This window comes from Burkholderia sp. Bp9015, assembly GCF_003853505.1.
GTDB lineage: Bacteria > Pseudomonadota > Gammaproteobacteria > Burkholderiales > Burkholderiaceae > Burkholderia.
This window is the reverse complement of record NZ_QTPZ01000014.1, coordinates 133,317-154,507: the sequence shown is the minus strand read 5'-3', so window position 1 is coordinate 154,507 and position 21,191 is coordinate 133,317. Positions and strand designations below refer to the sequence as shown.

Below are 21,191 nucleotides of genomic sequence, written 5' to 3'. Positions count from 1 at the left end.
CCGATCAACGTTTCAGCCCACGGCCGTCAGGCGAGCGCCTTCCCCTGGTTCTCGTAGACGAAATCGACGATCTGCCCCATCGCCTTGAAATCGCCGCTGCGGAAATTGGCCGGCAGCGGCGGCAGCGCGTAGCGCGCGGTGATGCGCTGGATGATCTCGGTCTGCTTGACCGAATCGATGCCGAGCTCGGCTTCGAGCTCGATCGTTTCGGAGAACACCTCGGCCGGATACTCCATCGCTTGCGCGTAGATATCGACGAGCTCCGTGAACAGCCGCTCGCGCGGCACGTGGGCGGGCTTCGCCGGGGCGAGCGGCTCGTGCGGCGCCGACGGCGACGGCACCGCCGTCAGGGTCGGCGCGGCCACGGCCACGGCTGCCAGGCGCGGCGCGGACGCGCCGCGCGGCTCGGCCTGCGGTGCCAATGCGGCGAGCGTCGGTGCCGCGACCGGCGCGGCGCCGGCCGGCGCCGTGCTCGCCGCATCGAACGCGTGACGCAGCTCGCCCTTGAGCCAGTCGACGATGTGCGGTCCGCGCGCATGCCAGAACGCGTCGAACCCGGAGCCGGCGTTGCCGATGCGAATATCGTCCTTCATGATGCTGTCCTCCTGGAAATAACGGGTGATGGTCGTGACGACGCTCGATTCCTCGGTCGCGTTCGACGGGCCGCCGAACGTCCTGACCGTGCCGGGCCCCGCGATGCGCACGACGATGCGCGCCAACGCGTTGAGCGCGCCGCATTCGACGTAGCGCCCGATGCCGTCCGCGCACGCCGCGCGAATCGCATCGGCGAACCGCACCGGCAGCACGAAATGCGACGCGAGCCGCGCGCCCGGATCGTCGGCGCCGCTGTAGCGGCGGCCGAGGATCGGCGAATACACCGGAATCGCGAGCGGGCCGTGCCGATACGCGGCGAGCCGCGCGGCGAACTGTTCGCGCGCGCCGGCCAGATCGGTGTGATGAAATCCATACGGAGACCTGAGCGTCTGTGCGGTCACGCCGCGTGCCGCGCATGCCGCGACGAAGCGCTCCAGCGCGTCGCGCGGGCCGGACACGACGGTCTGCGACGAATGGTTCTCGACCGCGACGCACACGTTGCGCACCGCGTGCGTGACGGCGCTCGCGTCGATCAGCTCGCGCGTCGCGTCGGCACCCGTCGAGATCGCGGCCATCATCCCATCGGCCGGCGCCGCCGCCTGCAACGACGCAATCCGGTCGCAGACGATCCGCGCGCCTTGCTCGATCGAATACATGCCGCCGCACACCAGCGCCGCGATCTCGCCGAAGCTGTGTCCGATCAGCACGTCGGGCGTCACGCCGCGCTCGCGCAGCACGCCGAACATCCCGACCGACGCGCCGTAAATCCCGAGCTGCAGCAAATCGGGCGCTTCGTGCAGCCAGACGTCGAGCCCGGCATCGTCACGCCACAGCGCACCCGTCAGCGGGCGGCCGAGGCGCTCGCTCGCGACCGCGTCGAGCATGTCGAGCGTCAGCCGCACACTCGAGTGTTCGCGGCCCAGCTGCCGCAGCGCGCCCGCATAAAACGCGCCCTGTCCCGGGAACAGGAACGCGCAGCCGCGCGCTTGCGCGCCGCTCGCGTCCGGCCCGGCGCCGTTCAGCCCGCGTCGTTCCATAATCCCAACCTCCCGAGGCTCTCGGCCAGTTTCAGTCTCGCGATCCGCCACTTCGACACCGCGAGCACACGCTGCCGGCGCGCATCCGCGAGCGCCGACTGCGCGTTCAGCAATTCCGTGAACGTGCCGACGCCGGCCTTGTAGCGGCCACGTGCGATGTCGAGCGAATGCAGCGCGGTATCGAGCAGATGCCGCGAGTTGTCCAGGTTCGTCGTATCGGTCTGCAGGCTCTGGTAGCTCTTCCATACGTCGAGCGACACCTTCAGTTCGGTATTGCGCACGTCGGCTTCCTGTGCGTCCGCCTGCGCCTTCGCTTGCGCGACCCGGTAGCCCGACGCGAACCCTTCGAACAGCGGAATCGAGACCTGGATGCCGATCGAGTTGCTGTGACTGCTCTGCAACTGGAGAAACGACGCCTGCTGCTGGTAGGACGGGTTGTTGCGCGCGAGGCTGCCCGTCAGCGAGATCGTCGGCAACGACTGCGCGCGCACCGCCCGCACCTCGTCGCGCGCCGCTTCGAGCTTTTCGCGCGCGGCGATCAGCTTCGGGTGATGGCGCTTCGCTTCGGCGATCAGGTCGGCGACACCGCGCGTGAAGTCGTCGCGATCGGGCGACGGTTCCGCGTCGGCGATGCGCAGCGGCGTATCGGCGTCGGCGCCCAGCGTCGTCGCGAGCGTGCCGATCGCGCTCTGCAGGTCGCCCTCCGCGCTCACGCGATCGAGCAGCGCCTTGCGGTAGGTGGTCTGCGCCTGCAATGCGTCGCCGAGCGTGCCCGCGCCGCCGTCGTGCCGCGCGCTCGCCTCGGCGAGGCTCTCCTGCGCCGCGTGCTCGACCGCCTGCGCGGCGGCGAGTGCCGCCTGCGCGTCGCGCAGCGCATAGAACGCCTGCGCCGCGTCGTAGAAGACACTCTGCAGCGCATCGTCGTGCGCCGCGTTGGCCGCGCGCAGCAGCGCGCGCGCACGGTCGAGCGTCGCGCCGCGCTTGCCGAAATCGAACAGCACCCAGCTCAGGTTGAGCATGCCGTAGCGGCTGGTGCTGCGCTGGTCCTGCGAATAGCCGCCGCTGTAGTTCGTCGTCAGGTTGTCGCGCTCGACACCCGCCGTCGCATTGAGCGTCGGCCAGTACGCGGCCTTCGACACGCCGACCTCGGCCGCCGCCGCGCGCGCATCCGACCATGTCCGGCTCAGTTGCGGATGCGAGCAGATCGCCAGCAGGATCGCGTCCTCGAGCGCGAGCGGCCGCGCGTCGACAGGCTGTGCGCCGCACGCGGTGGCCGACGCCATCGACCCGGCCGGCGTGGCCGCGACGTCATTGCGCGTGCCGTACACGTCGAGCAGCTGCGCACGTGCCGGCGGCGCGGACCCCGCGAGCGCGACGACGGCCAGCACGGTAGCGAGGGGACGCTTCATCGCTCAGCGCCCCGCGACCGGTTCCGCCGCGCCGGCGTCATGCGTCGCCTGCTGCGGCGCGGCGGGTGCAGCGGCGGACGTCCTTGCCGCCATCGCCGCGCGCATCGCGGCGGTCGACTGGTCGAGCACGACCTTGCCGCCCTGCAGCATGATGACGCGCTGCGCGGACGCGATCGTCTCCGGCCGGTGCGCGACGATCAGCCGCGTCATCGCGAGCTGCGTGACGGCCGCGTTGACCTGCATCTCGCGCTGGATGTCGAGATGGCTCGTCGCTTCGTCGAGCACCAGAATGCCCGGCCGCTTGTACAGTGCACGCGCGAGCAGCACGCGCTGCTTCTGCCCGCCGGACAGCACCGTGCCCATGTCGCCGACCAGCGTGTTGTAGCCCATCGGCATCGCGGCGATGTCGTCGTGCACGGCCGCGACGCGCGCGCATTCGGCGACCCAGCGCGGGTCCGCGTCCGGATCGAAGAAACTGATGTTGTCCGCGATCGAGCCCGCGAACAACACGTCGTCCTGCAGCACCGTGCCGACCAGCGCGCGCAGCCGCTCGACGCCGAGCCGGCCGACGTCGAGCCCGCCGATCCGCACCGTGCCGCCCGTCGGTTCGTGGATGCCGAGCAGCACGCCGATCAGCGTCGTCTTGCCGCAACCCGACGGCCCGACGATCGCGACCGACTCGCCCGCCGCGATCGTCGCGCTCACGCCGTCCAGCACGAGCGGCTCGCCTTCCGCGTAGCGAAACGACAGCGCCTCGATCTCGATGCTCGCGTCGAGCGCGTCGGCCTCGCCCGGCACGTTGCGCAGGCTCGGGTCCGGCTCGCTTGCCGCGAACACGATGTCGGCCAGCCGTTCGCCCTGGAGCTGCAGCATCCTGACTTCGAAGTACTTGTCGATCAGGCTGCCGACACGGCTGTCGAACTGGTTCTTGTACGCGTTGAACGCCATCAGCACGCCGACCGTGAACTGGCCGTCCATCACCATGCGCGCGCCGAGCCAGATGATCAGCACGTTCTCGATGCCGAACAGCAGGCCGTTGAGCTGCTGGTAGAAGATCTGCAGCTTCTGCACGTGCAGGCTCGCATTGACCTGCTCGACCAGCAGCGTGATCCAGCTCGCGCGGCGCTCCGTCTGGCGGTTGAACAGCTTGATCGTCTTCACGCCGCGCACCGTTTCGAGGAAATGGCTCTGCTGCTTGGCCGCGTGCACGATCTGGTCCTCGGTCGCGCGCCGCAGCGGTCCGTACCACAGCCACCGGACGAGCGCGTACAGCGCCATCGTCGCCAGCGCGACCAGGCCGAGCACGCGGCTGTACACGAACATCATCGCGAGCGTCACGATCGTCATCAGCCCGTCGATCACCGCGCCGAGAAACGACGTGGTCAGGGTCTGCTGGATCGTGTCGATCGAACCGAAGCGCGACACGACGTCGCCGAGATGGCGCCGCTCGTAGTAGCGCACCGGCAGGCTCAGCAGGTGCGTGAACACGTTCGCGCGCCACTGGATGTTCAGCGTGACGCCGACGTACATCAGCGCCCACGCGCGAATCGAGCCGGTCGCCTGCTGCATCAGCAGCAACAGGCCGAAGCCGAGCGCCAGCACCGTCAGCAGGTCGCGATCGGCGCTGACGATCACCTCGTCGATCACCCACTGCAGGAAGAACGGCTGCACCAGCATGAAGACTTCGAGCGCGATCGCGAGCGCGAGGATCTGCGCGAGCGAGCGCGACAGCCCCGACACCGGGCCGAGCAGTTCGCGCAGCTTCACCGCCGGCCGCGCCGCGCGCGGCGCGAACCCGGCGGCCGGCCACAGTTCGAGCGCGACGCCGGTGAACGCGCGCGACACTTCGGCGAGCGGCACCTTGCGGACGCCGTGCGACGGGTCATGAATCGTCGCGGTCTTGCCGCTCACTTCCTTCAGCACGACGAAGTGATTGAAATTCCAGTGCAACAGGCACGGCAGGCGAAGCTGGCCGAGCTGCGCCAGATCGAGCTTTACCGCGCGCGTGCCGAGCGCGAGGCGCTGCGCGACCTCGATCACGCGCCCGAGCCCCGCGCCCTTCAGCGAAACGGGGAATTGCCCGCGCAGCGTCGCGAGATCCACGTGATGGCCGTGATAGCCGGCCACCATCGCGAGACACGCGAGCCCGCATTCCGCGGCCTCCGTCTGCAGGATCATCGGCAGCTGGCGGCCGAGGCCGAACGAGAGTCGATCGAGTAGTGCCATGCGCGACCTCGTCAGAGTTTGCCGGTGAGGCTGTAAAGCGGCTCCAGCACCCATTCGTACAGACGCCTGCGCTCCTGCAGGATGTCTGCCTGCAGCGTCATGCCCGCCTGCAACGGTTGCTGCGCGCCATACGCGGTGACGTGCTGCGCATCGAGCGCGACGATCACGCGATAGAAGGTCGCGTCGCGCCCCTCGCCCGGCGTCGCCGCCGGGCCGCCGTCGTTCGCGAGTTCGGCCGCCGACAGCGCCGTGCGCGCGATCGACACGACCTCGGCGCGATACTGGCCGAATTTCTGGTACGGGAACGCCTGGTAGCGGACCAGCACCGGCTCGCCGACCCGCACGAAGCCGATCGCCGTGCTCGGCACGAACAGGTGCGCCTGCCAGCGCGCGCCGCCCGGCACCACGCTCGCGAGCGGCCTAGACGTATCGACCGACTGGCCGACGGCGGCGATCGCCGCCGTCACGACGCCCGCTTCCGGCGCGGTGACGACGATCCGGCGCTTCGCCTCGCTTTCGATCAGGTTCTGGTCGACGTCGATCACGTTGCGGTCGATCTGCGCGAGCTGGTTCTGCTGCTTGAGGTCGAGGCCGGCCAACTGGTTGTTCGCTTCCGTCAGCGACTGCGCCGTCGACGCACGCTCGCGCAGCAGCCCGTTCAGCTTCGACTGCTGGTCGAGCAGGTCGGCTTCGCGCTGCTGCGCCTGATCCTTCGAGATGTAGTCCTGGGCCAGCAGGCCGCGATAGCGTTTCGCGCCGTCGGCCGCGATCGACGTGCGCAACCGCTGCGCCGCGAGCTGATCGTCGATCTGCGCAAGCTCGCCGCCCAGGCTCGCGATCTTCGCGCGCACCGTTGCGCGTTCGTCCTGCTGCAGGCTGCGCGTCTTGTCCATTTCCGTGAGCAGCGACGCCTTGCGCTGCCGCGCCTGCGCGATCAGCGCGGCTTGCGTCGCGCCTTGCGCCGCGCTCTGCAGGTCGGTGGACACCGTATAGAGCGTCTGCCCGCGTGCGACGTGCTGCCCTTCCTTCACGTCGCGCTCGACGACGATCCCCGGCTGCAGCGCGTAGACCTTCACCAGCCCCGCATCCGGCATCACGACGCCGCTGACCGTCGTGCGACGCGTGTAGGTGCCGAACGTGAAGAACAGCAGCACGCACGCGGCCATCGCGACCGCGGCGGCCGCCAGCAGCGTCAGCGACACGGGGCGCACCAGCACGATCTCGCCCAGCGCGCCGGCGCGCTGCGCCTTTTGTGCTTCGTGCCGGAAGAGAGAAGTCGGGTTCGTCAAGATACGGGATGACTGACTGTCAATTGGGTTCGACGGGATGCGTTCCGGTTGCCCGGGAAGATCGCCGCGGCACCCCGCTTCGGTGCCGCGGCGGTCCGCGATTCACGCGATGGCGGCGCAGCGCGCGCCATCGCACGGAAATCGCGTTCGGCTTACGCGTGCTGACCGCCCAGCAGGCCGAGCAGTGCGTTGCCCGTGCCCACGACAGCCGTCGTCAGCGCTTCGCCGACGTTGTAGAGCGTCTGGCCGTACAGCTCGACCACGTTGCCCAGCGTGTCGAAAATCGAGCCGCCGCCGTAGTAGCCGCCGGAAACTTGTGCGATTTCCTGCTGATTCAGTTCTTGCATTGCGTTTCTCCAGATTGAGAATGCTAGATAACCCATCTAGCGGGGCATCGAACCACGCCGCGAATCGCGACGCAGGTCAATACGTTAAATATGTTAAATTTATGAACGAAACGACTCCATCGCCCGTTTATATTTCATCGATCATTCCAGCCAGATGGCGTGCGGCGTCCCATCGGATCGAATATCGCGATGAATTCTTTCGCAACGCCCTCACGATCGATCAGCATTCGACAAACCGGCTGTTTGTCGATATGCAATTAATCCTCGCGCCGCCCGGCGTCCGATTCGACGACTTCAGTCTGCAGGCGAGCAGACACCCCGTGAGTGGACCTCGCGGCACCGTGCACGTCGCGGAACAAAAGAATGAAAGCGCGAATGAATACTTGCCCGATAATCAGCAAAAAATCAGATACGCACCGATTACCAGCCGCCCAATCAACCCTCAAGAAATGATTGAGCCGCGTCAGGTTTTGCTCAATGAATTTCTTACAAAAAATTAATTCACGGGCCAATGATCCGACACTTTCCGGCCCCTCTTTGTACGATACCGCACCATCGGGCAAACCCGATATCAGAGGGCTATTGATTCTATTTTCAGGTGGAATTCTGGGCGCAAATGTCGAGATTGAATTCCCGCAGTTGATGCCGGAAAGTGATTGTCGTGGCGGCTGATCGGCCCGATGGAATCCGTCGAATTGATATGCAAACAGAGTGCATGAACGGGCCGCACGCAACGGCGGGCGCGCGGGCGAATATACGCACCGGGCCTTGCGGACGGCCCGGCGCGCAGCACGGCATCACGCCGCTTTCGGCTTCGCGAGCTGGTCCGCGACGGGCAGGCTGCGGATGCGCGTGCCCGTCGCCGCGAAGATCGCGTTGGTCAGCGCCGGTGCGACCGGCGGCAGCCCCGGCTCGCCGACGCCGCCGAGCGGCGTCGCATAGTCGTCCGGTGTCCGCGGCATCGATCATGCAGGGATCGGTGTGGCGTCCGCGAATGCGGAACGTGTATGGCTGTCAGTATCCGTGGCCGACGCTGTGCCGCGGAAGGGCTATTCCGCGAAAACACTTTGGCATCCGGGGGACATTCGCATTTTCTGCAGAATGTGCAACGCACCGGGAGCGCACGTGTATCCCGTGACGCGACAGGAGAAACGGCAGATCTTCGCGAACGCCGTGCTCGCGGTCTGCTTCAGCAGGTACTTGCGCTGCGACGACAGCGGCGTCTCGCCGAACCTGCACGGGGCCGCCGATTCGATCCTGCCGATGTAGCCGCGAAAGTCGTCGTCCGAGCAGCCATCCTGGCGTGCGGCCCACGGCGCCGGGAAGCGCGGCGCGTCATGCGCGTCGCGCCGGTCCCGTCATCACTGCTCGACATGCATTGCAACGTTCGACGGTCTCGACAGGACGATACCGTGTGCCGTCAGTTCGACGATGCGCGCGCGGGTCGCGGCGACCAGTTCCGCGTCGTGGGTCGACATCAGCACGACCGACGTCGGCGCCGCGGCCGCAATCATCCGGCACAGCTGCGCATGTGCGGCGGCATCGAGTGCATTGCTCGGTTCGTCGAGCAGTATCAAGGCCGGAGGGCCCATGAACGCACCGACCAGAAATACCTTGCGGCGCGTTCCCTGCGACAGCGCGCCAAGCGGTTCGTCGGCGTATCGCGTCAACCCAAGGCGGTCGGCCGTCACCAGACCCTGCTCGAGATTCGTCCCCCGCGCATCGGCAATCAGCCGCCATACCGACGATGGTGTCACGAAATCGTAGAACTCCTCACTGTCCGGCATGTAGCCGGTACAGGCCTTGGCCTTGTCCGCTGCACGGTCGATCGCGTGACCGCCCACTTCGACGACGCCCTCGTCTGGCCGGACCACGCCTGCCAGCAATTTCAGCAACGTCGATTTGCCGCTGCCGTTCTTGCCTCTCAGCGCATAGACTCCTGCCTGCAGTTCCAATTCGACGTCGCTGAAGATCGTCCGTCCGGCGTATCGCTTGCCCAGCCCCGCCACTCTCAAGATGCTCATGTCGTTTTCCATCTATTTCAGCATGCCGTAGCAAGCGATGGCACAGCCCGCCGTCAGAAACATGTCGACGATTCGAGACGCCCTCGCGCCCCACCAGCGACATGCAGCCAATGCGGTGGCGAGGCCGGCATAACACGCAAAGACGATGGCGTAGCGACGGCCTTCGTCGGTTGCAATTGCGAACGGCACGCAAATCGCCAGCACATACGCACTCGACAGCCCCACGATGCTCATCGCCGCCGCCCGATTGAAGCGGGCAATCGCGCGTGGCAAGCTGCCCAGCCAACTGGTCAGCCGGCCTGATTCGTCGCGCATCCACCCATGCAGGATCGCGATCTGGTACAGCGCGAACGGCAGCACCACGTTCACGATGCCCCAATGTCGCGACAGATAGTCGGGCATCGAGACGATCCATCCGCAGATCATCGCCAGCACGGCCAGCATCAAGCCGCCCAGCCGCAGTGAATGACCATAGACGTTCACCATTACCGCACGAACGAGTTCGAACGGATTCCCACCGCGGAGCAACGTCGCTCCGTGCTGTTCGCGCTCGACGAACGCGTCAAGCCGCGCGCGCCACAGTGCGACAACGCCGCACGCCAGGGCAAGTGCCGCGCAGGCGGTCCCTGCGCCGCCGAAGCGAAGTGCGATCCACAACGATGCGTTGGCCGCGAACACCGCCGCCAACGCCGCGCGCGAACGTGCGAGCAGCGCGAGCGGCGCGCCCGTCCAGACGAGCGCAAGCGTCGCGACGACCAGCGCAAAGGTTGGGCCGGTCACGATGTCGCGCGCGCCCAGCACGTGTCGCGCAATCGCCGCGGCAAGCATGATCCAGAACGGCCACAGGGCAGCGCCCGTCACGATGAAATCGGCCGCACGATGCGCGCGGATCCCGCCTGGCAAACTCGCGCTCCAGCGGCGCGCGGCGCCACCGAACACCGTATCGCCCTGCACGGCCACAGACGCGGCAGCCAGCATCGACAAGGTCGCCAGCACCGATGCCACGCCGAGTCCGGTTGCGTGTTCTGCCAGCAACACTTTCATCGGCATGCCGAGCAGGTCGAGTTGCGCATTCAACGGTAGCCCGAACACGAAGGTGCCGACGATGATCGCCAGCGTCTTCGCATGACGCGCGACAGCCTGTGCGACCACACGCGAATAGGCCTTCATGCGCCAACCTATCAGCGTCCTCGATGCCCGTTTGTTCGCGGCCTGCAGGCCGGCCTTCCCCGCAGCGTTCACGCGCCTCCCTCGCTTGCCATCGCTTGGCGCACGATCAGCGGACGCATGTCGGTCCAGGCGCTTCGAATGTGGTCGAGACATGGTTCCCGGGTGCCGCCGAATTCGGCCTTTTTCCAGCCGGACGGAATCTCCGTAGAAGTCGGCCAGATCGAATACTGCCCCTCCTGATTCGTCACGGCCTCATGGCGCTGGCTTTCGATTTCCTTCATGCTGCGTTTCTCTTTGTTCTCTCAGAAAACTGTTCTCGTTTTTGAACAAAGATTATTTCACGCCTGAATGGCAACTGTACGGCCCGGGTGTGCATCGGGCTCGCTTTCTCCGCTCTTTTCGAGATCGGACAACCCTAACCTCAGGTTCAGGCATTTCCATAATGCGCGCGCACATTTGCCACGCGATGTCATATGGCGCTCGATAATGGCGCGCATTTTCTTTATCTTGAAAAATTGCATGCCTACGGACATGCAGCACCACCATGCTGCCCGTTATTCTCGCCTTCAGGCGAAAGTAAGAACTCGATGAGTCAACGCCGCCGACGGATGCCGCAATGCTCGACAAAGTTGCAGCGATGGTCACTAACGCCAAGGACCAAGTAGCGGCTGTTACCATGCAACTTTGGTGGAATGACATCATCCTCGGCGGACTTGTACTTCGGCACCGGTGAGAAACTGCCTCGTCAAGCGGCTAACCGCTAACGCGTTCGGGCGGGCTTTCCGTCGGCCCACGCAGCGGGCCCGCGCCCGGTACGAAGCGACAAGCCGTTTTTTGAACACGGACTGAACATCATGGAAGTTGCCAGTATCGCCGGGCACAAGACGCTTGCCATGCTGCGGCGGTATATGCACCTGCGAGCCGACGATTTCGCTCTGAGGCTAGACTGACAGACTCCGAGCAAGGGGCGGGACGGGGATACGTTTCCCGTCACCGCCCGAAGCCTCAATTGGCGCAACCGCGATCTATCAATCAAGAGGGATCGCAAGTCGAATGGCTATTTGCTCGCCGTCGTTGACGAATCGAGGATTCCGGTATTGATGACCTTGTCCACGAAATTCTCCATCGCATTCGCGATTGCCTTCTGTCCGGCGTCCGCCAACGCGTCTGCACCTACGCCGCAAGACCCATCTTGACTCGAATGTCCCTGTCCGCGAAACGTCGTCGCAATCAGTTCCTTACCCGCCTTATCAGATACGCGGGCGCGAATTGCTATGTCTACGTTCGCATCTGCTGTCGGGACGAAGAAGCCGGGGGTAAAACGGACGCGCGGATCGAACTCAGCGAGGTCGAACTTGAAAACCAGTCCGTCACCCAATGTGGGAATTGCACCGCCGTTCCTGACCGCGTGAGGAAAGGCCGCTTCAACCGTCTTCGACAAGGAATTTTCGAGGGTCTCTCCGATATACATGGGGTATCGGTGAGCGCCGCACTGGAACCCCGGCTTCACCTCCTTCCCGGCAGTCGCTAGGTTGTCACTGAACACCACATACGCCTTGTCCTGCTTGACCTTGGTGCTCATTACTTCAGCAGCCCCTGATTGGGACGACACTTGCACGTTATAAGCGCAACCCGAACACAGACTAACCACTGCAAGAGCGGTTAGTGATTTGATCCATCGCATAGCATTCCCCGTAACTCATTCATTTTGTAAGCCATCCCGCTAAAGGAGATAGCTCGAATAGGTTAACGGCAGCAGTAGCTTCAATCTATAGGTGTCGCCGAACATCGGCCCCCTGCAGCGCGCCTCACAATTTCAAATCAACACAATAACGACATCTCGGGGAAGCATGAGGACAATGACATTGGCGTGCGTAGCCATTGGACTATTGACTGAGTGCGGGAAATCCGACCAGCGGACCACGGGAACACCAGTGTCCAATACGAATGCGCCGACAGTCGTCGCGCTTTCGTTCACCATCGAAGGTGCATCGTTGATGCGATATGTTTCAGAACAACCTCAAGTTCGCCAAGGTACAGGTCGGCGTGAATGGCGGAGCGGCGGTGCAATGGTCCGCAACCTCGATTGCGATAGCCGAGAAGGTCGCGACGTTCGGCGCGGATTCGGTCGAAGTGTCGGTGCGTCGCAATGAGGTGCTCAATCGCACGGCGGCAGATTCCGGGAAGTCGCACATGCGTACTACAGCCAGAATCCCAACCATTCAGAGGTCAGCCTACCAAGCATCCACGCCTCGATCTTGTCGTGCGACCGGCTCGGCATTTCAGCTTACGACGCCGTCAAAAATGCTTGTCAGAGTGAGCCGCCGGTCTCACATGGATTGGTTGCGATCGTGGTTGACTACAAACACCTACATGCTGCCCACACGAGCGCGCCGACAGAGGATGAGAAATTTGAAAATAAATATCAGCTAACGCACTGATTCCATTGGCCCGCCCTACACGATTCGAACGTGTGACCTACGGCTTAGAAGGCCGTTGCTCTATCCAACTGAGCTAAGGGCGGTCGAGGGGAAAAGACACGGCGACAAAACCCGGACCGCATTTCACGCGAAAGGCTTCGAGCACCACCACGACAACCCAAAACTCGAAACCCCGAAACGAAACGGGCCCGGCATGAAGCCGAGCCCGAAATTATACCCGATCATCGCGTCACATCACGCGCGACGCGCGACCGGCGGCACCGCGCCCCTCAAACCGGCTGCGGATGCAGCATGAACCAGCCAAGACAGAACACCCCAGCAATCACGCAATACACGCCGAACGAGGCCAACCGCCCGCGCCCTTCGAAATAGCGCATCAGGAACCGCACGCTCAGATAAGCGGCAATCGCCGTCAGCACGCCGCCGAGCAGCGCATCGGCGAGCTGGTCGCGCGCATGGAACAGCTTCGGCAGTTCGAGCACGCCCGCGGCAAAAATGATCGGCGTGCCGAGGAGGAACGAAAACTCCGCGGCCTTCTCCGCCGTCAGCCCGGCCACGTTACCGGCGATCATCGTCAGCCCGCTGCGCGAGAAACCCGGGATCAGCGCGCCGATCTGCGCCAGGCCCACGAAGAACGCCTGCTTGAACGTCATCTTTTCGGGCGGTTGATGCGCACGGCTGCGCTGGATCCGGTCGCCGATCCACAGCAGCACGCCGTTGATGATCAGCGCGATCGCGACGATCCGCAGGTCGTGGAACACGCGCTCGATGCGCTTCTCGAGCAGCAGGCCGACGATCCCGGTCGGGATCGTGCCGATGATCAGCGCCCACATCAGGTGCCCGTCGTCGTTCTTGCGGCCGCCGAGCTGCGCGAAGAAGCCGCTGATCAGCGCGATCCAGCGCGCGCGGAAATACCACAGCAGCGCGAGCGCGGTGCCGAGGTGCAGCGCGACGAGGAACGGCAGCAACTGCGGCGCATGCTTGTCGATGTGCATGCCGAACAGCGCGGGCACGAGCAGCGTGTGGCCGAGACTGCTGACGGGGAAGAGTTCGGTGACGCCCTGCAGGACGCTCAGGAATACCAGAAACCAGAGACTCACGCGTCGGTCCTTTTGGTGGTGATCAGTCGGGTAGAAGAGCGGACGACGCATCGCGCGTCCGAAAAAACGCGCCCCGATTATGCCCAGCCCAGATTACTGCGCCAAGGCATTTGACTGGTTATTGCGGCAATGCACACAAACGCTTGCAATTTGTAAGCGCGCAGAAAGCAAAAAGCCCGCCATTTGCATGGCGGGCCTTGCGATTCCGGCAGAAATTGCCGTCAGCGGCCGAGCTGATAGAAAAACAATACCGTGCTGCCGGTGAACATGCCGAACAGTGCGATTCCCATTGCCATTGCCAGATCCATGGCCCCCTCCACGAAGTGTCATGACCCGGCAACATCACCGGTTTAGAGGCATTATCCAGACCGTCGGCAGGTTGAAAAACTCGCAATTTCCCCGAGAAGGGTTTTCCCCGACCGCCTCGCAACCCGATAATGGAGCGCGCCATCGCGCACCCCGCCCACCCGTTCATACCGATTCGCCATGCCGATCTTCCAGCAGCACGACATTCATGAACTCCACGCCGGCCCGTCGCTCGTCCGGGTCGCCCCGCAATTCGGCGGCCGCCTGCTGTCGTGGCACGTCGACGGCGAGCCGGTCATCTTCTGGCCGGACGCGGCCGACTGGAGCAACCTCGCGCGCGTGCGCGGCGGCAATCCGCTGCTGTTTCCGTTCCTCGGCCGCCATCGCGTCGACGGTGAACTGGGCCGCTGGCGCGATGCCGCCGGCGTGGTCCGCGACCTGCCGATGCACGGCTTCGCGCGCGACCTGCCGTTCGCGGCACGGCCGTCGGCCGACGGCGCCGCACTGTCGATGACGCTCGACGCGAACGACGCGCTGCGCGACAGCTATCCGTTCGATTTCCGGTTCGAGACGACCTACCGGCTCGCCGATGCGCACACGCTCGACGTCGCGCTCACCACGACCAACCGCGGCGACACGCCGCTGCCCTACTACGCGGGCCATCATTTCTATTTCGCGCTGCCGCACGGCGAACGTGCAGAAACCACGCTCGAGCTGCCGCCGACGCGCCGCTGCATGCAGCGCGCCGACGGCTCGATCAGCCCGCTCGAGCCCGGCGCAGCGTCGTACAGCCTCGGCGATCCGGACATCCTCGACCGCTTCCACTGTCTCGACGGCGCGCCGTCCACGCCGGTACGCATCGTGATGCCGGGCCGCCGCCGCACGATCGAGATCGCGCTCGACGTACCGGGCTCGATCCCGTGGTACGCGGTCACGACCTGGACGGAAAAACCGGAATCGGACTTCTACTGCGTCGAGCCTTGGCTCGGCCTGCCGGACGCGATCCACAACGGCCTCGGGCTGCGCACGCTCGCGCCGGGCGCGACGGAAACGGCCACGCTGCGGATTCGCGTGCTGCCGCTCGCCGGCTGACACCGGCCGCGCCGAACCGGTGCGCGCCGGCCGCGCCCGCTGCCCAAAACTGCGGTGCGCGGGTCGAACCCGTTAAAATCGGACGTTTTGTATCGCCTGCCGCGTCGCGCGCGGCAGGGTTTTGCGAGGTTCAATGATCGGAACAACAACGAAGCGGCTCTTCGCGGCCGCCTGCGCCGCGCTGCTCGTCGCGTGCGGCTCCGCTCCCGTCGGCCCGGGTTACTACCGCGTCGAGCGCGGCGACACGCTCTACAAGATCGCGCGCGAGAATCGCACGTCGACGGCCAACATCGTGCGCTGGAACCAGATCACGAACCCCGACGCGATCGAAGTCGGCCAGGTGCTGCGGGTCGCGCCGCCGCCCGGCACGACGACGGCGTCGACCACCGGCACCGGCAGCGCGGGCCGCAGCCGCCCCGCGCCTTCCGCGCCGGTCGAATCGGCGGTCAAGCCGGCCACCAGCATCGCACTGATCTGGCCGGCCGCCGGCAACGTGGTGCGCAGCTTCGACGGCTCGAAATCCAAGGGCATCGATATCGCGAACGCTGCGGGCACGCCGGTGCTGGCCGCCGCGCCGGGCACCGTCGTCTATGCGGGCAACGGATTGCGCGGCTACGGCAACCTGATCATCCTCAAGCACAACGCCGATTACCTGACGGCCTACGCGCACAACCGCGCGCTGCTCGTGAAGGAAGGCCAGCCGGTCACGCAGGGGCAGACGATCGCGGAGATGGGCAACAGCGACAGCGATCGCACCGCGCTGCACTTCGAGCTGCGCTACGGTGGCCGCTCGATCGATCCGGCACGCTACCTGCCGGCGCGCTGAGCGCGCCAGCGTCGACGGCAGACGACGGACGACACGCGATGCCGGCACGCATCGCATGTCGTCGAGAGGGAGAACGGGAAGGTTGTGTCAGCGCTTGCGCAGACGGCCGGTGAACCGGCCGGACAGCGGATCGACACGGCTGGCGAACGCCACCAGCGCCCCGATTCCGAAGAGGCTGAACCCCGCAGCTATCAGAAGCAAATCCATGGTCATATCACTGTTTTGTCGTGATCTTATGCGTCATGACGGAATCGTGCACTGAGCCGCACCCGTTGCACGAGTCCGCACATTCCCTATCTATCCGACGCCATTGTGGTTTCGGTCGCGTGAAATGCCGATGTAATCTATCGACCGATGCCGACGATCGACGCCAAGGAGACTCGCATGCTGCCCGCCGCCGACCGCTACGACGACCTGCTCGCCCGCTTCCGGTGGGACGTTCCGGCCCGTTACAACATCGGCGTGGACGTCTGCGACAAGTGGGCCGACGGCAGCGGACAGCTCGCGCTGATCCACGAAACGGCGCAAGGCGACGTGTCGCGCCTCACGTTCGACGACCTGAAGAATGCTTCTAACCGTTTCGCGAACAGCCTCGCGCGGGCAGGTTTGCAACGCGGCGACCGGATCGCGATCTTCCTCGCACAGGGTCCGGAAACAGCGATCGCGCATCTCGCCGCGTACAAGCTCGGCGCGATCGCGGTGCCGCTGTTCACGCTGTTCGGCGCCGACGCACTCGAATACCGGCTCGCGAACAGCGAAGCCGCCGCGCTCGTCACCGACGCAGCCGGTTACGCGAAGATCGCGTCGCTGCGCGCGCAACTGCCGATGCTGCGCACGTGCTACTGCATCGGCGACGATGCACCCGACGCCCCCGGCGTGCTGCGCTTCGACGCCGCGCTCGCCGCCGAATCGCCGGATTTCGTGCCGGCGGACACCGCGGCCGACGATCCGGCGGTGATCATCTACACGTCCGGGACGACCGGCAAGCCGAAAGGCGCGCTCCATGCGCATCGCGTGCTGCTGGGCCATCTGCCGGGCGTCGAGATGTCGCAGCAATGCTTCCCGCGCGACGCACGCCTGTTCTGGACGCCCGCCGACTGGGCATGGATCGGCGGGCTGCTCGACGTGCTGCTGCCCTCATGGCATCACGGCGTGCCCGTGCTGGCGCGCCGCTTCGAGAAGTTCGACGGCGAAGCCGCGTTCGCGCTGATGGCGCGGCACGGCGTGACCCACGCGTTCCTGCCGCCCACCGCGCTGAAGCTGATGCGCGCGGTGCCGGCGCCGCGCGAGCGCCACGCGCTGGCGCTGAAATCGGTCGCGAGCGGTGGAGAATCCCTCGGCGCCGGGCTGACGGCCTGGGGGCGCGACGCGCTCGGCGTGACGATCAACGAGTTCTACGGACAGACCGAATGCAACATGGTGCTGTCGTCGTGCGCGGCGCTGTTCGATGCGCAGCCGGGTGCGATCGGAAAGGCCGTGCCCGGCCACGTGGTCGCGATCGTCGACGAGCACGGCACGCCGCTGCCGCCCGGCGTCGAGGGGCGCATCGCGGTGCGCCGCCCCGACCCGGTGATGTTTATCGAATACTGGCGCAATCCCGCCGCCACGCGCGACAAGTTCGCGGGCGACTACCTGCTCACCGGCGACACCGGCACGATCGACGCCGACGGTTTCGTGCGCTTCGTCGGCCGCGACGACGACGTGATCACGAGCGCCGGCTATCGGATCGGCCCGGGGCCGATCGAGGACTGCCTGCTCACGCATCCGGCGGTACGGATGGCGGCCGTCGTCGGCGTCCCCGACCCGACGCGCACCGAGATCGTCAAGGCGTTCGTCGTGCTGAACCCCGGCCACGTCGGCGACGACGCGCTCGTGCAGGCGCTGCAGGCGCACGTGCGCACGCGCCTGGCCGCGCACGAGTACCCGCGCGCGATCGCGTTCGTCGACGGCCTGCCGATGACGCCGACCGGCAAGATCGTGCGGCGCGCGTTGCGCGACGCCTGAAACGGTCGTGGCCGTACCGGGCGGCCGGCCGCGCGCCCGGATGGTTTATAGTGGCGCCACGCAGTCTTTCCAGCACACAACCGATGTCCTCCCACCAACACGAATCCGCCGCGGGCGCGTCGCACAGCCCGCTTTACGCCAAACTCCTGGGCGAAACCGCCAAGATCGACTGGTGCGATCTCGAGCGCTTCTTCGCACAGGGCAAGCTGCTGTCGGTTGCACGCGATCTCGATCTCGTGAGCGTCGCGGAAGCGATCGCCGGCGACGACGCGCAACAGGTCACGCGCTGGCTGTCGTCCGGCCTCGTCGCACGCATGCCGGCGGAAACCGCCGCCGACTTCGCGGCGCGCAATCCGGAGCTGTGGGCGGTCGTCGTGTCGCCGTGGGTCTGCGTGCAGGAACGCGCCTGACGCGTTCGCCATGTCCGAATCCGCATTACCGCACGGGGCCGGCACCGGGTCGGCCGCCGTCTCGCACCGGCGCGTCCTCGCGCTCGCCTTCCCGATCGTCCTCGCAAACCTGACCCAGCCGATCCTCGGCGCGGTCGACACGGCCGTCGCCGGCCACCTCGACGGCGCGCAGTATCTCGGCGGCGTCGCGCTCGGCGGGCTGTTCTTCAATTTCGTGTTCTGGGGCTTCGGCTTCCTGCGCATGGGCACGACCGGCCTCGTCGCGCAGGCGCACGGCGCCGGCGACGCCGCCGGCATCCGGCTGAACGTGCTGCGCGCGCTGATCGTCGCGTTCGCGCTCGGCACCGCCGTGCTCGCGCTGCAGGTGCCGCTGCTGTCGTTCGCGCTGACCGCGCTGGGCGGCAGCGAGGCCGTGCGCACGACGGCGCTGGCCTATGGCCACGCACGGATCTGGAGCGCGCCGTTCGCGCTCGCCAACTACGTCGTGCTCGGCTACCTGCTCGGCGTGCAACGCGTACGGCTCGCGCTCGTCGCGCAGGTCTTCATCAACGCGGTGAATATCGGGGCCGTGCTGCTCTACGTGTACGGCTTCGGCTGGGGCATCGCCGGAATCGGTGCGGCGACCGCGACCGCCGACGCATGCGGCTTCGCGCTCGGCGCCTGGATGCTGTGGCGGCTGCGGCCGCGCGGCCTCGCGCCACTGGCCGCGCGGGCGCTCGCGGACCGTACGGCACTCAAGCGGCTGATCGCGCTCAATCGCGACATCTTCCTGCGCACGCTGTGCCTGCTCGGCGCGTTCGGCTGGTTCGCGCATCTCGGCGCCAGACAGGGCGACGCGACGCTCGCGGCCAACGCACTGCTACTGAATTTCCAGACCTTCATGGCCTACGGACTCGACGGTTTCGCGCATGCGGCCGAGGCGCTCGTCGGCGCCGCCGCCGGCGCGCGCGACCGCGCCGCCTTCCGGCAGGCCGTGCGCGTCACGCTGCTGTGGTCCGCGCTCGGCGCGCTGCTGTTCGCGCTCGTCTACTGGGTCGCGGGCGGCTGGATCGTCGCGCGGCTGACCGACCAGGCCGAAATCCGCGCGGTCGCGCTGCGCTACCTGCCCTGGGCGGCAGTCTCGCCGATCGTGTCCGTGTGGGGATTCCTGCTCGACGGCGTGTTCATCGGCGCGACGCAGACGCAATCGCTGATGCGTGCGATGGTCGCGTCGTTCGCGATCTTCATCGCCGCGACGCTGGCGGCCGTCGGCCCGTTCGGCAATCACGGGCTGTGGTTCGCGCTGCTGCTGTTCATGGTCGCGCGCGGCGCGACGCTCGCGCGCTACCTGCCGGCGCTGACGCGGCGAATCGGCGCCGACGCAGCCGCGGCCGGCACCTGACGGCCGCGAAGGCCTGCCGCCATCGTCACTGCACGGCTGCGGGTGCCGACGGCGCCGGCTCGCCGAGCATCGACGGCGGCGTCATGTCGGTCGGCACACCGTGGTAATCGGCCGGATCTTGTGGCGGGTGGCCGCGACGGGCCTGGCGGGGATCGCTGGCACAGCCGGCAAGAATGGACGCGGCCAGCACGGCCAGCATGAAACGGGTCATCGGGAAGGCTCCGTAAAACGGCGCGCCCATCGCGCGCCAGGACCGCGCCGAGTCTAGCGGAATTCCGGGTTAGGGATCGTCCCGCGCGTGTCCTAATATGAATCCATGGCGCTGTGCCGTTGAAAGGAGGCAGCCATGTCGTCTGAAGAGATTGCCGGCCTGATCGGCCTGTTCATCGGCCTGATGGTGCTCGTCGCCCTGTCCTATTTCGAGTCGCGCGAATACAAGCGCAACCATGGCGGCGAAGGGATGATCCATCACTGGATGGCCGAACACCATCTGCTCGACTGGCGGCGCAAGCATTAGGCAAGCCCGCCGTGTCGTCCGGGCCGCCGCGCGCGGGGCCCGCTCCGAACGTGCGCCCACCCGCACGGTGGTCGGCGCATATCGCTCGAATTAACAGGGTCGGATAAGACAACATCCCCGGAATGGTCGAACGCCGTCGCGCGACAACCTGCCGCGCGACGGCGTTCGCTTGCGCGCGCCTGGAGCAGCGCGCCGCGATCGGGATGGCTCAGCCCAGGAAGTGCCGGGCGTAGCGGGCGTTGATGTCCGACAGCCGGAACAGCGTCAGGAAGTCCGCGCAGTTGAAATCGGGATCCCACGCCGGCGCGCCGCAAATCTTCGCGCCGAGACGCAGATAGCCCTTGATCAGCGGCGGCGGCGCGACGACGGTGCCCGTCTGCAGTTCGTCGACCGGCAGCGCCGTATGCGGGAACGCACGGTATTCCGGCGCCGTCAGCGCGTTCGCCGGCAGCGACTGATACAGGTTCGCCGCGTAATGGCCGCCGTCGGCCATCGATACGCTCGCGCAGCCGAGCATCGTCTCGTAGCCGTTTTGCATCATGTATGCGCCGAGACCGCCCCACAGCGCCATGATGACGGCGCCGCTGCGGTAGTCGCTGTGCACGCACGAGCGGCCGACCTCGACCATCTTGCCGCGCAGGTGCGTGAGGCGCGACAGGTCGAATTCGCCCTCGGCATACAGGCGGCCGACCCGAGCGGCCTCGTGCGGCGGCAGCACGCGGTACGTACCGACCACCTTCAGCGTGTCGAGATCGCGCACCAGCAGATGGTCGCAGTAGGCATCGAACGGATCGACGTCGAGACCGGACGGACCGCTGACCTGCGCGCCCATCTCTTCGGCGAACACGGTGTAGCGCAGGCGTTGGGCCTCGCGCAGTTCGTCTTCCGTGCGCGCCCAGGCGGCACGCAGACGGTACTCGGATGTGACGGTTTCAGCAGCGCGCGGCAGGTGACGCCGCGTCGTGTCGAGGGGAAGCGAGGCAAAAGGGAGCGTAGGCGTCGGCAGTTCTCGCATTAG

Annotated in this window: 22 protein-coding genes, 1 tRNA gene and 1 pseudogene; 8 read left to right on the top strand and 16 right to left on the bottom strand. The window is 66.3% G+C overall.

Going from position 1 to position 21,191, the window contains the following annotated elements; genetic code table 11:
* Window positions 1–26 precede the first annotated feature (26 nt).
* From DIE12_RS17325 to DIE12_RS17305, 5 genes are all read right to left on the bottom strand, one after another.
* Entirely contained in the window at window positions 27–1,631 is a 1,605-nt protein-coding gene (locus DIE12_RS17325) for an acyltransferase domain-containing protein (protein ID WP_124487607.1), read from the bottom strand.
* On the bottom strand, window positions 1,613–3,040 hold the full coding sequence (locus DIE12_RS17320) for a TolC family protein (protein ID WP_124487606.1): 1,428 nt from the start codon (window positions 3,038–3,040) through the stop codon (window positions 1,613–1,615). The genes DIE12_RS17325 and DIE12_RS17320 overlap by 19 nt, the downstream gene beginning before the upstream one ends.
* Window positions 3,041–3,043: 3 nt before the next feature.
* Window positions 3,044–5,266 (bottom strand): peptidase domain-containing ABC transporter, encoded by a 2,223-nt coding sequence (locus DIE12_RS17315; protein WP_124487605.1) that lies wholly within the window; start codon window positions 5,264–5,266, stop codon window positions 3,044–3,046.
* An 11-nt stretch (window positions 5,267–5,277) separates the two neighbouring features.
* Window positions 5,278–6,555: an HlyD family secretion protein gene (locus DIE12_RS17310; protein WP_124487604.1), complete on the bottom strand. Its 1,278-nt coding sequence runs from the start codon at window positions 6,553–6,555 to the stop codon at window positions 5,278–5,280.
* Window positions 6,556–6,707: 152 nt separating this feature from the next.
* Window positions 6,708–6,902, bottom strand: a complete 195-nt coding sequence (locus DIE12_RS17305; RefSeq protein WP_044844870.1) for a hypothetical protein — start codon at window positions 6,900–6,902, stop codon at window positions 6,708–6,710.
* A gap of 101 nt (window positions 6,903–7,003) precedes the next feature.
* Between DIE12_RS17305 and DIE12_RS17300 the strand changes: the two genes are divergently transcribed.
* On the top strand, window positions 7,004–7,402 hold the full coding sequence (locus DIE12_RS17300) for a hypothetical protein (protein WP_124487603.1): 399 nt from the start codon (window positions 7,004–7,006) through the stop codon (window positions 7,400–7,402).
* The gene (locus tag DIE12_RS17295; RefSeq protein WP_124487602.1) at window positions 7,380–7,574 is read left to right on the top strand and encodes a hypothetical protein; all 195 of its coding nucleotides are present in this window, start codon (window positions 7,380–7,382) and stop codon (window positions 7,572–7,574) included. The genes DIE12_RS17300 and DIE12_RS17295 overlap by 23 nt, the downstream gene beginning before the upstream one ends.
* Before the next feature lie 125 nt (window positions 7,575–7,699).
* Here the strand turns inward: DIE12_RS17295 and DIE12_RS38095 are convergent, their stop codons facing one another.
* The 9 genes and pseudogenes from DIE12_RS38095 to DIE12_RS17250 form a co-directional block, all read right to left on the bottom strand.
* Entirely contained in the window at window positions 7,700–7,864 is a 165-nt protein-coding gene (locus DIE12_RS38095; protein WP_185500370.1) for a hypothetical protein, read from the bottom strand.
* Between the two features lie 195 nt (window positions 7,865–8,059).
* A pseudogene (locus tag DIE12_RS17290) lies at window positions 8,060–8,245 on the bottom strand (hypothetical protein); the annotation flags it as partial.
* Window positions 8,246–8,263: 18 nt separating this feature from the next.
* A complete protein-coding gene (locus DIE12_RS17285) occupies window positions 8,264–8,938 on the bottom strand; it encodes an ABC transporter ATP-binding protein (protein ID WP_124487601.1) in 675 nt (224 codons plus the stop codon).
* Complete coding sequence (locus DIE12_RS17280; RefSeq protein WP_124487600.1) at window positions 8,939–10,096, bottom strand: hypothetical protein; 1,158 nt, start codon at window positions 10,094–10,096, stop codon at window positions 8,939–8,941.
* Window positions 10,097–10,164: 68 nt separating this feature from the next.
* Window positions 10,165–10,377 (bottom strand): MbtH family NRPS accessory protein, encoded by a 213-nt coding sequence (locus DIE12_RS17275; RefSeq protein WP_124487599.1) that lies wholly within the window; start codon window positions 10,375–10,377, stop codon window positions 10,165–10,167.
* A 57-nt stretch (window positions 10,378–10,434) separates the two neighbouring features.
* A complete protein-coding gene (locus tag DIE12_RS17270) occupies window positions 10,435–10,629 on the bottom strand; it encodes a hypothetical protein (protein ID WP_124487598.1) in 195 nt (64 codons plus the stop codon).
* A gap of 524 nt (window positions 10,630–11,153) precedes the next feature.
* Window positions 11,154–11,678: a hypothetical protein gene (locus DIE12_RS17260; protein ID WP_235879376.1), complete on the bottom strand. Its 525-nt coding sequence runs from the start codon at window positions 11,676–11,678 to the stop codon at window positions 11,154–11,156.
* A gap of 865 nt (window positions 11,679–12,543) precedes the next feature.
* Window positions 12,544–12,620, bottom strand: a tRNA-Arg gene (locus DIE12_RS17255).
* A gap of 186 nt (window positions 12,621–12,806) precedes the next feature.
* Window positions 12,807–13,637, bottom strand: a complete 831-nt coding sequence (locus tag DIE12_RS17250) for an undecaprenyl-diphosphate phosphatase (RefSeq protein WP_124487597.1) — start codon at window positions 13,635–13,637, stop codon at window positions 12,807–12,809.
* 486 nt (window positions 13,638–14,123) lie between these two features.
* On the opposite strand from DIE12_RS17250, the gene DIE12_RS17245 reads away from it, so the two are divergent.
* The 5 genes from DIE12_RS17245 to DIE12_RS17225 all read left to right on the top strand — a co-directional run bounded on the left by DIE12_RS17245 (window position 14,124) and on the right by DIE12_RS17225 (window position 19,656).
* Window positions 14,124–15,035, top strand: coding sequence for an aldose epimerase (locus DIE12_RS17245; RefSeq protein WP_124521309.1), 912 nt, complete (start codon window positions 14,124–14,126; stop codon window positions 15,033–15,035).
* A 133-nt stretch (window positions 15,036–15,168) separates the two neighbouring features.
* On the top strand, window positions 15,169–15,861 hold the full coding sequence (locus DIE12_RS17240) for a peptidoglycan DD-metalloendopeptidase family protein (protein WP_124487595.1): 693 nt from the start codon (window positions 15,169–15,171) through the stop codon (window positions 15,859–15,861).
* 384 nt (window positions 15,862–16,245) lie between these two features.
* Window positions 16,246–17,865 carry an acyl-CoA synthetase gene (locus DIE12_RS17235; RefSeq protein ID WP_124487594.1) on the top strand — a complete coding sequence of 540 codons (1,620 nt, stop codon included), beginning with the start codon at window positions 16,246–16,248 and terminating at the stop codon, window positions 17,863–17,865.
* An 83-nt stretch (window positions 17,866–17,948) separates the two neighbouring features.
* Complete coding sequence (locus DIE12_RS17230; protein WP_012363583.1) at window positions 17,949–18,275, top strand: DUF2288 domain-containing protein; 327 nt, start codon at window positions 17,949–17,951, stop codon at window positions 18,273–18,275.
* Window positions 18,276–18,285: 10 nt separating this feature from the next.
* Complete coding sequence (locus DIE12_RS17225) at window positions 18,286–19,656, top strand: MATE family efflux transporter (protein ID WP_124487593.1); 1,371 nt, start codon at window positions 18,286–18,288, stop codon at window positions 19,654–19,656.
* A 25-nt stretch (window positions 19,657–19,681) separates the two neighbouring features.
* Here the strand turns inward: DIE12_RS17225 and DIE12_RS17220 are convergent, their stop codons facing one another.
* The gene (locus DIE12_RS17220) at window positions 19,682–19,867 is read right to left on the bottom strand and encodes a hypothetical protein (protein ID WP_124487592.1); all 186 of its coding nucleotides are present in this window, start codon (window positions 19,865–19,867) and stop codon (window positions 19,682–19,684) included.
* A 135-nt stretch (window positions 19,868–20,002) separates the two neighbouring features.
* Between DIE12_RS17220 and DIE12_RS38090 the strand changes: the two genes are divergently transcribed.
* On the top strand, window positions 20,003–20,173 hold the full coding sequence (locus tag DIE12_RS38090) for a hypothetical protein (RefSeq protein ID WP_014897413.1): 171 nt from the start codon (window positions 20,003–20,005) through the stop codon (window positions 20,171–20,173).
* A 208-nt stretch (window positions 20,174–20,381) separates the two neighbouring features.
* Here DIE12_RS38090 and DIE12_RS17215 read toward each other — a convergent pair whose 3' ends face one another.
* On the bottom strand, window positions 20,382–21,188 hold the full coding sequence (locus DIE12_RS17215) for a GNAT family N-acetyltransferase (protein WP_044844882.1): 807 nt from the start codon (window positions 21,186–21,188) through the stop codon (window positions 20,382–20,384).
* Window positions 21,189–21,191 lie beyond the last annotated feature (3 nt).

Coding starts and splice junctions, on each gene's coding strand:
- DIE12_RS17325 (WP_124487607.1), bottom strand. CDS start 1,631: ATGGAACGACGCGGGCTGAACGGCGCCGGGCCGGACGCGAGCGGCGCG.
- DIE12_RS17320 (WP_124487606.1), bottom strand. CDS start 3,040: ATGAAGCGTCCCCTCGCTACCGTGCTGGCCGTCGTCGCGCTCGCGGGG.
- DIE12_RS17315 (WP_124487605.1), bottom strand. CDS start 5,266: ATGGCACTACTCGATCGACTCTCGTTCGGCCTCGGCCGCCAGCTGCCG.
- DIE12_RS17305 (WP_044844870.1), bottom strand. CDS start 6,902: ATGCAAGAACTGAATCAGCAGGAAATCGCACAAGTTTCCGGCGGCTAC.
- DIE12_RS17300 (WP_124487603.1), top strand. CDS start 7,004: ATGAACGAAACGACTCCATCGCCCGTTTATATTTCATCGATCATTCCA.
- DIE12_RS17295 (WP_124487602.1), top strand. CDS start 7,380: ATGAATTTCTTACAAAAAATTAATTCACGGGCCAATGATCCGACACTT.
- DIE12_RS38095 (WP_185500370.1), bottom strand. CDS start 7,864: ATGCCGCGGACACCGGACGACTATGCGACGCCGCTCGGCGGCGTCGGC.
- DIE12_RS17285 (WP_124487601.1), bottom strand. CDS start 8,938: ATGGAAAACGACATGAGCATCTTGAGAGTGGCGGGGCTGGGCAAGCGA.
- DIE12_RS17280 (WP_124487600.1), bottom strand. CDS start 10,096: ATGAAGGCCTATTCGCGTGTGGTCGCACAGGCTGTCGCGCGTCATGCG.
- DIE12_RS17275 (WP_124487599.1), bottom strand. CDS start 10,377: ATGAAGGAAATCGAAAGCCAGCGCCATGAGGCCGTGACGAATCAGGAG.
- DIE12_RS17270 (WP_124487598.1), bottom strand. CDS start 10,629: ATGTCCGTAGGCATGCAATTTTTCAAGATAAAGAAAATGCGCGCCATT.
- DIE12_RS17260 (WP_235879376.1), bottom strand. CDS start 11,678: ATGAGCACCAAGGTCAAGCAGGACAAGGCGTATGTGGTGTTCAGTGAC.
- DIE12_RS17245 (WP_124521309.1), top strand. CDS start 14,124: ATGCCGATCTTCCAGCAGCACGACATTCATGAACTCCACGCCGGCCCG.
- DIE12_RS17240 (WP_124487595.1), top strand. CDS start 15,169: ATGATCGGAACAACAACGAAGCGGCTCTTCGCGGCCGCCTGCGCCGCG.
- DIE12_RS17235 (WP_124487594.1), top strand. CDS start 16,246: ATGCTGCCCGCCGCCGACCGCTACGACGACCTGCTCGCCCGCTTCCGG.
- DIE12_RS17230 (WP_012363583.1), top strand. CDS start 17,949: ATGTCCTCCCACCAACACGAATCCGCCGCGGGCGCGTCGCACAGCCCG.
- DIE12_RS17225 (WP_124487593.1), top strand. CDS start 18,286: ATGTCCGAATCCGCATTACCGCACGGGGCCGGCACCGGGTCGGCCGCC.
- DIE12_RS17220 (WP_124487592.1), bottom strand. CDS start 19,867: ATGACCCGTTTCATGCTGGCCGTGCTGGCCGCGTCCATTCTTGCCGGC.
- DIE12_RS38090 (WP_014897413.1), top strand. CDS start 20,003: ATGTCGTCTGAAGAGATTGCCGGCCTGATCGGCCTGTTCATCGGCCTG.
- DIE12_RS17215 (WP_044844882.1), bottom strand. CDS start 21,188: ATGCGAGAACTGCCGACGCCTACGCTCCCTTTTGCCTCGCTTCCCCTC.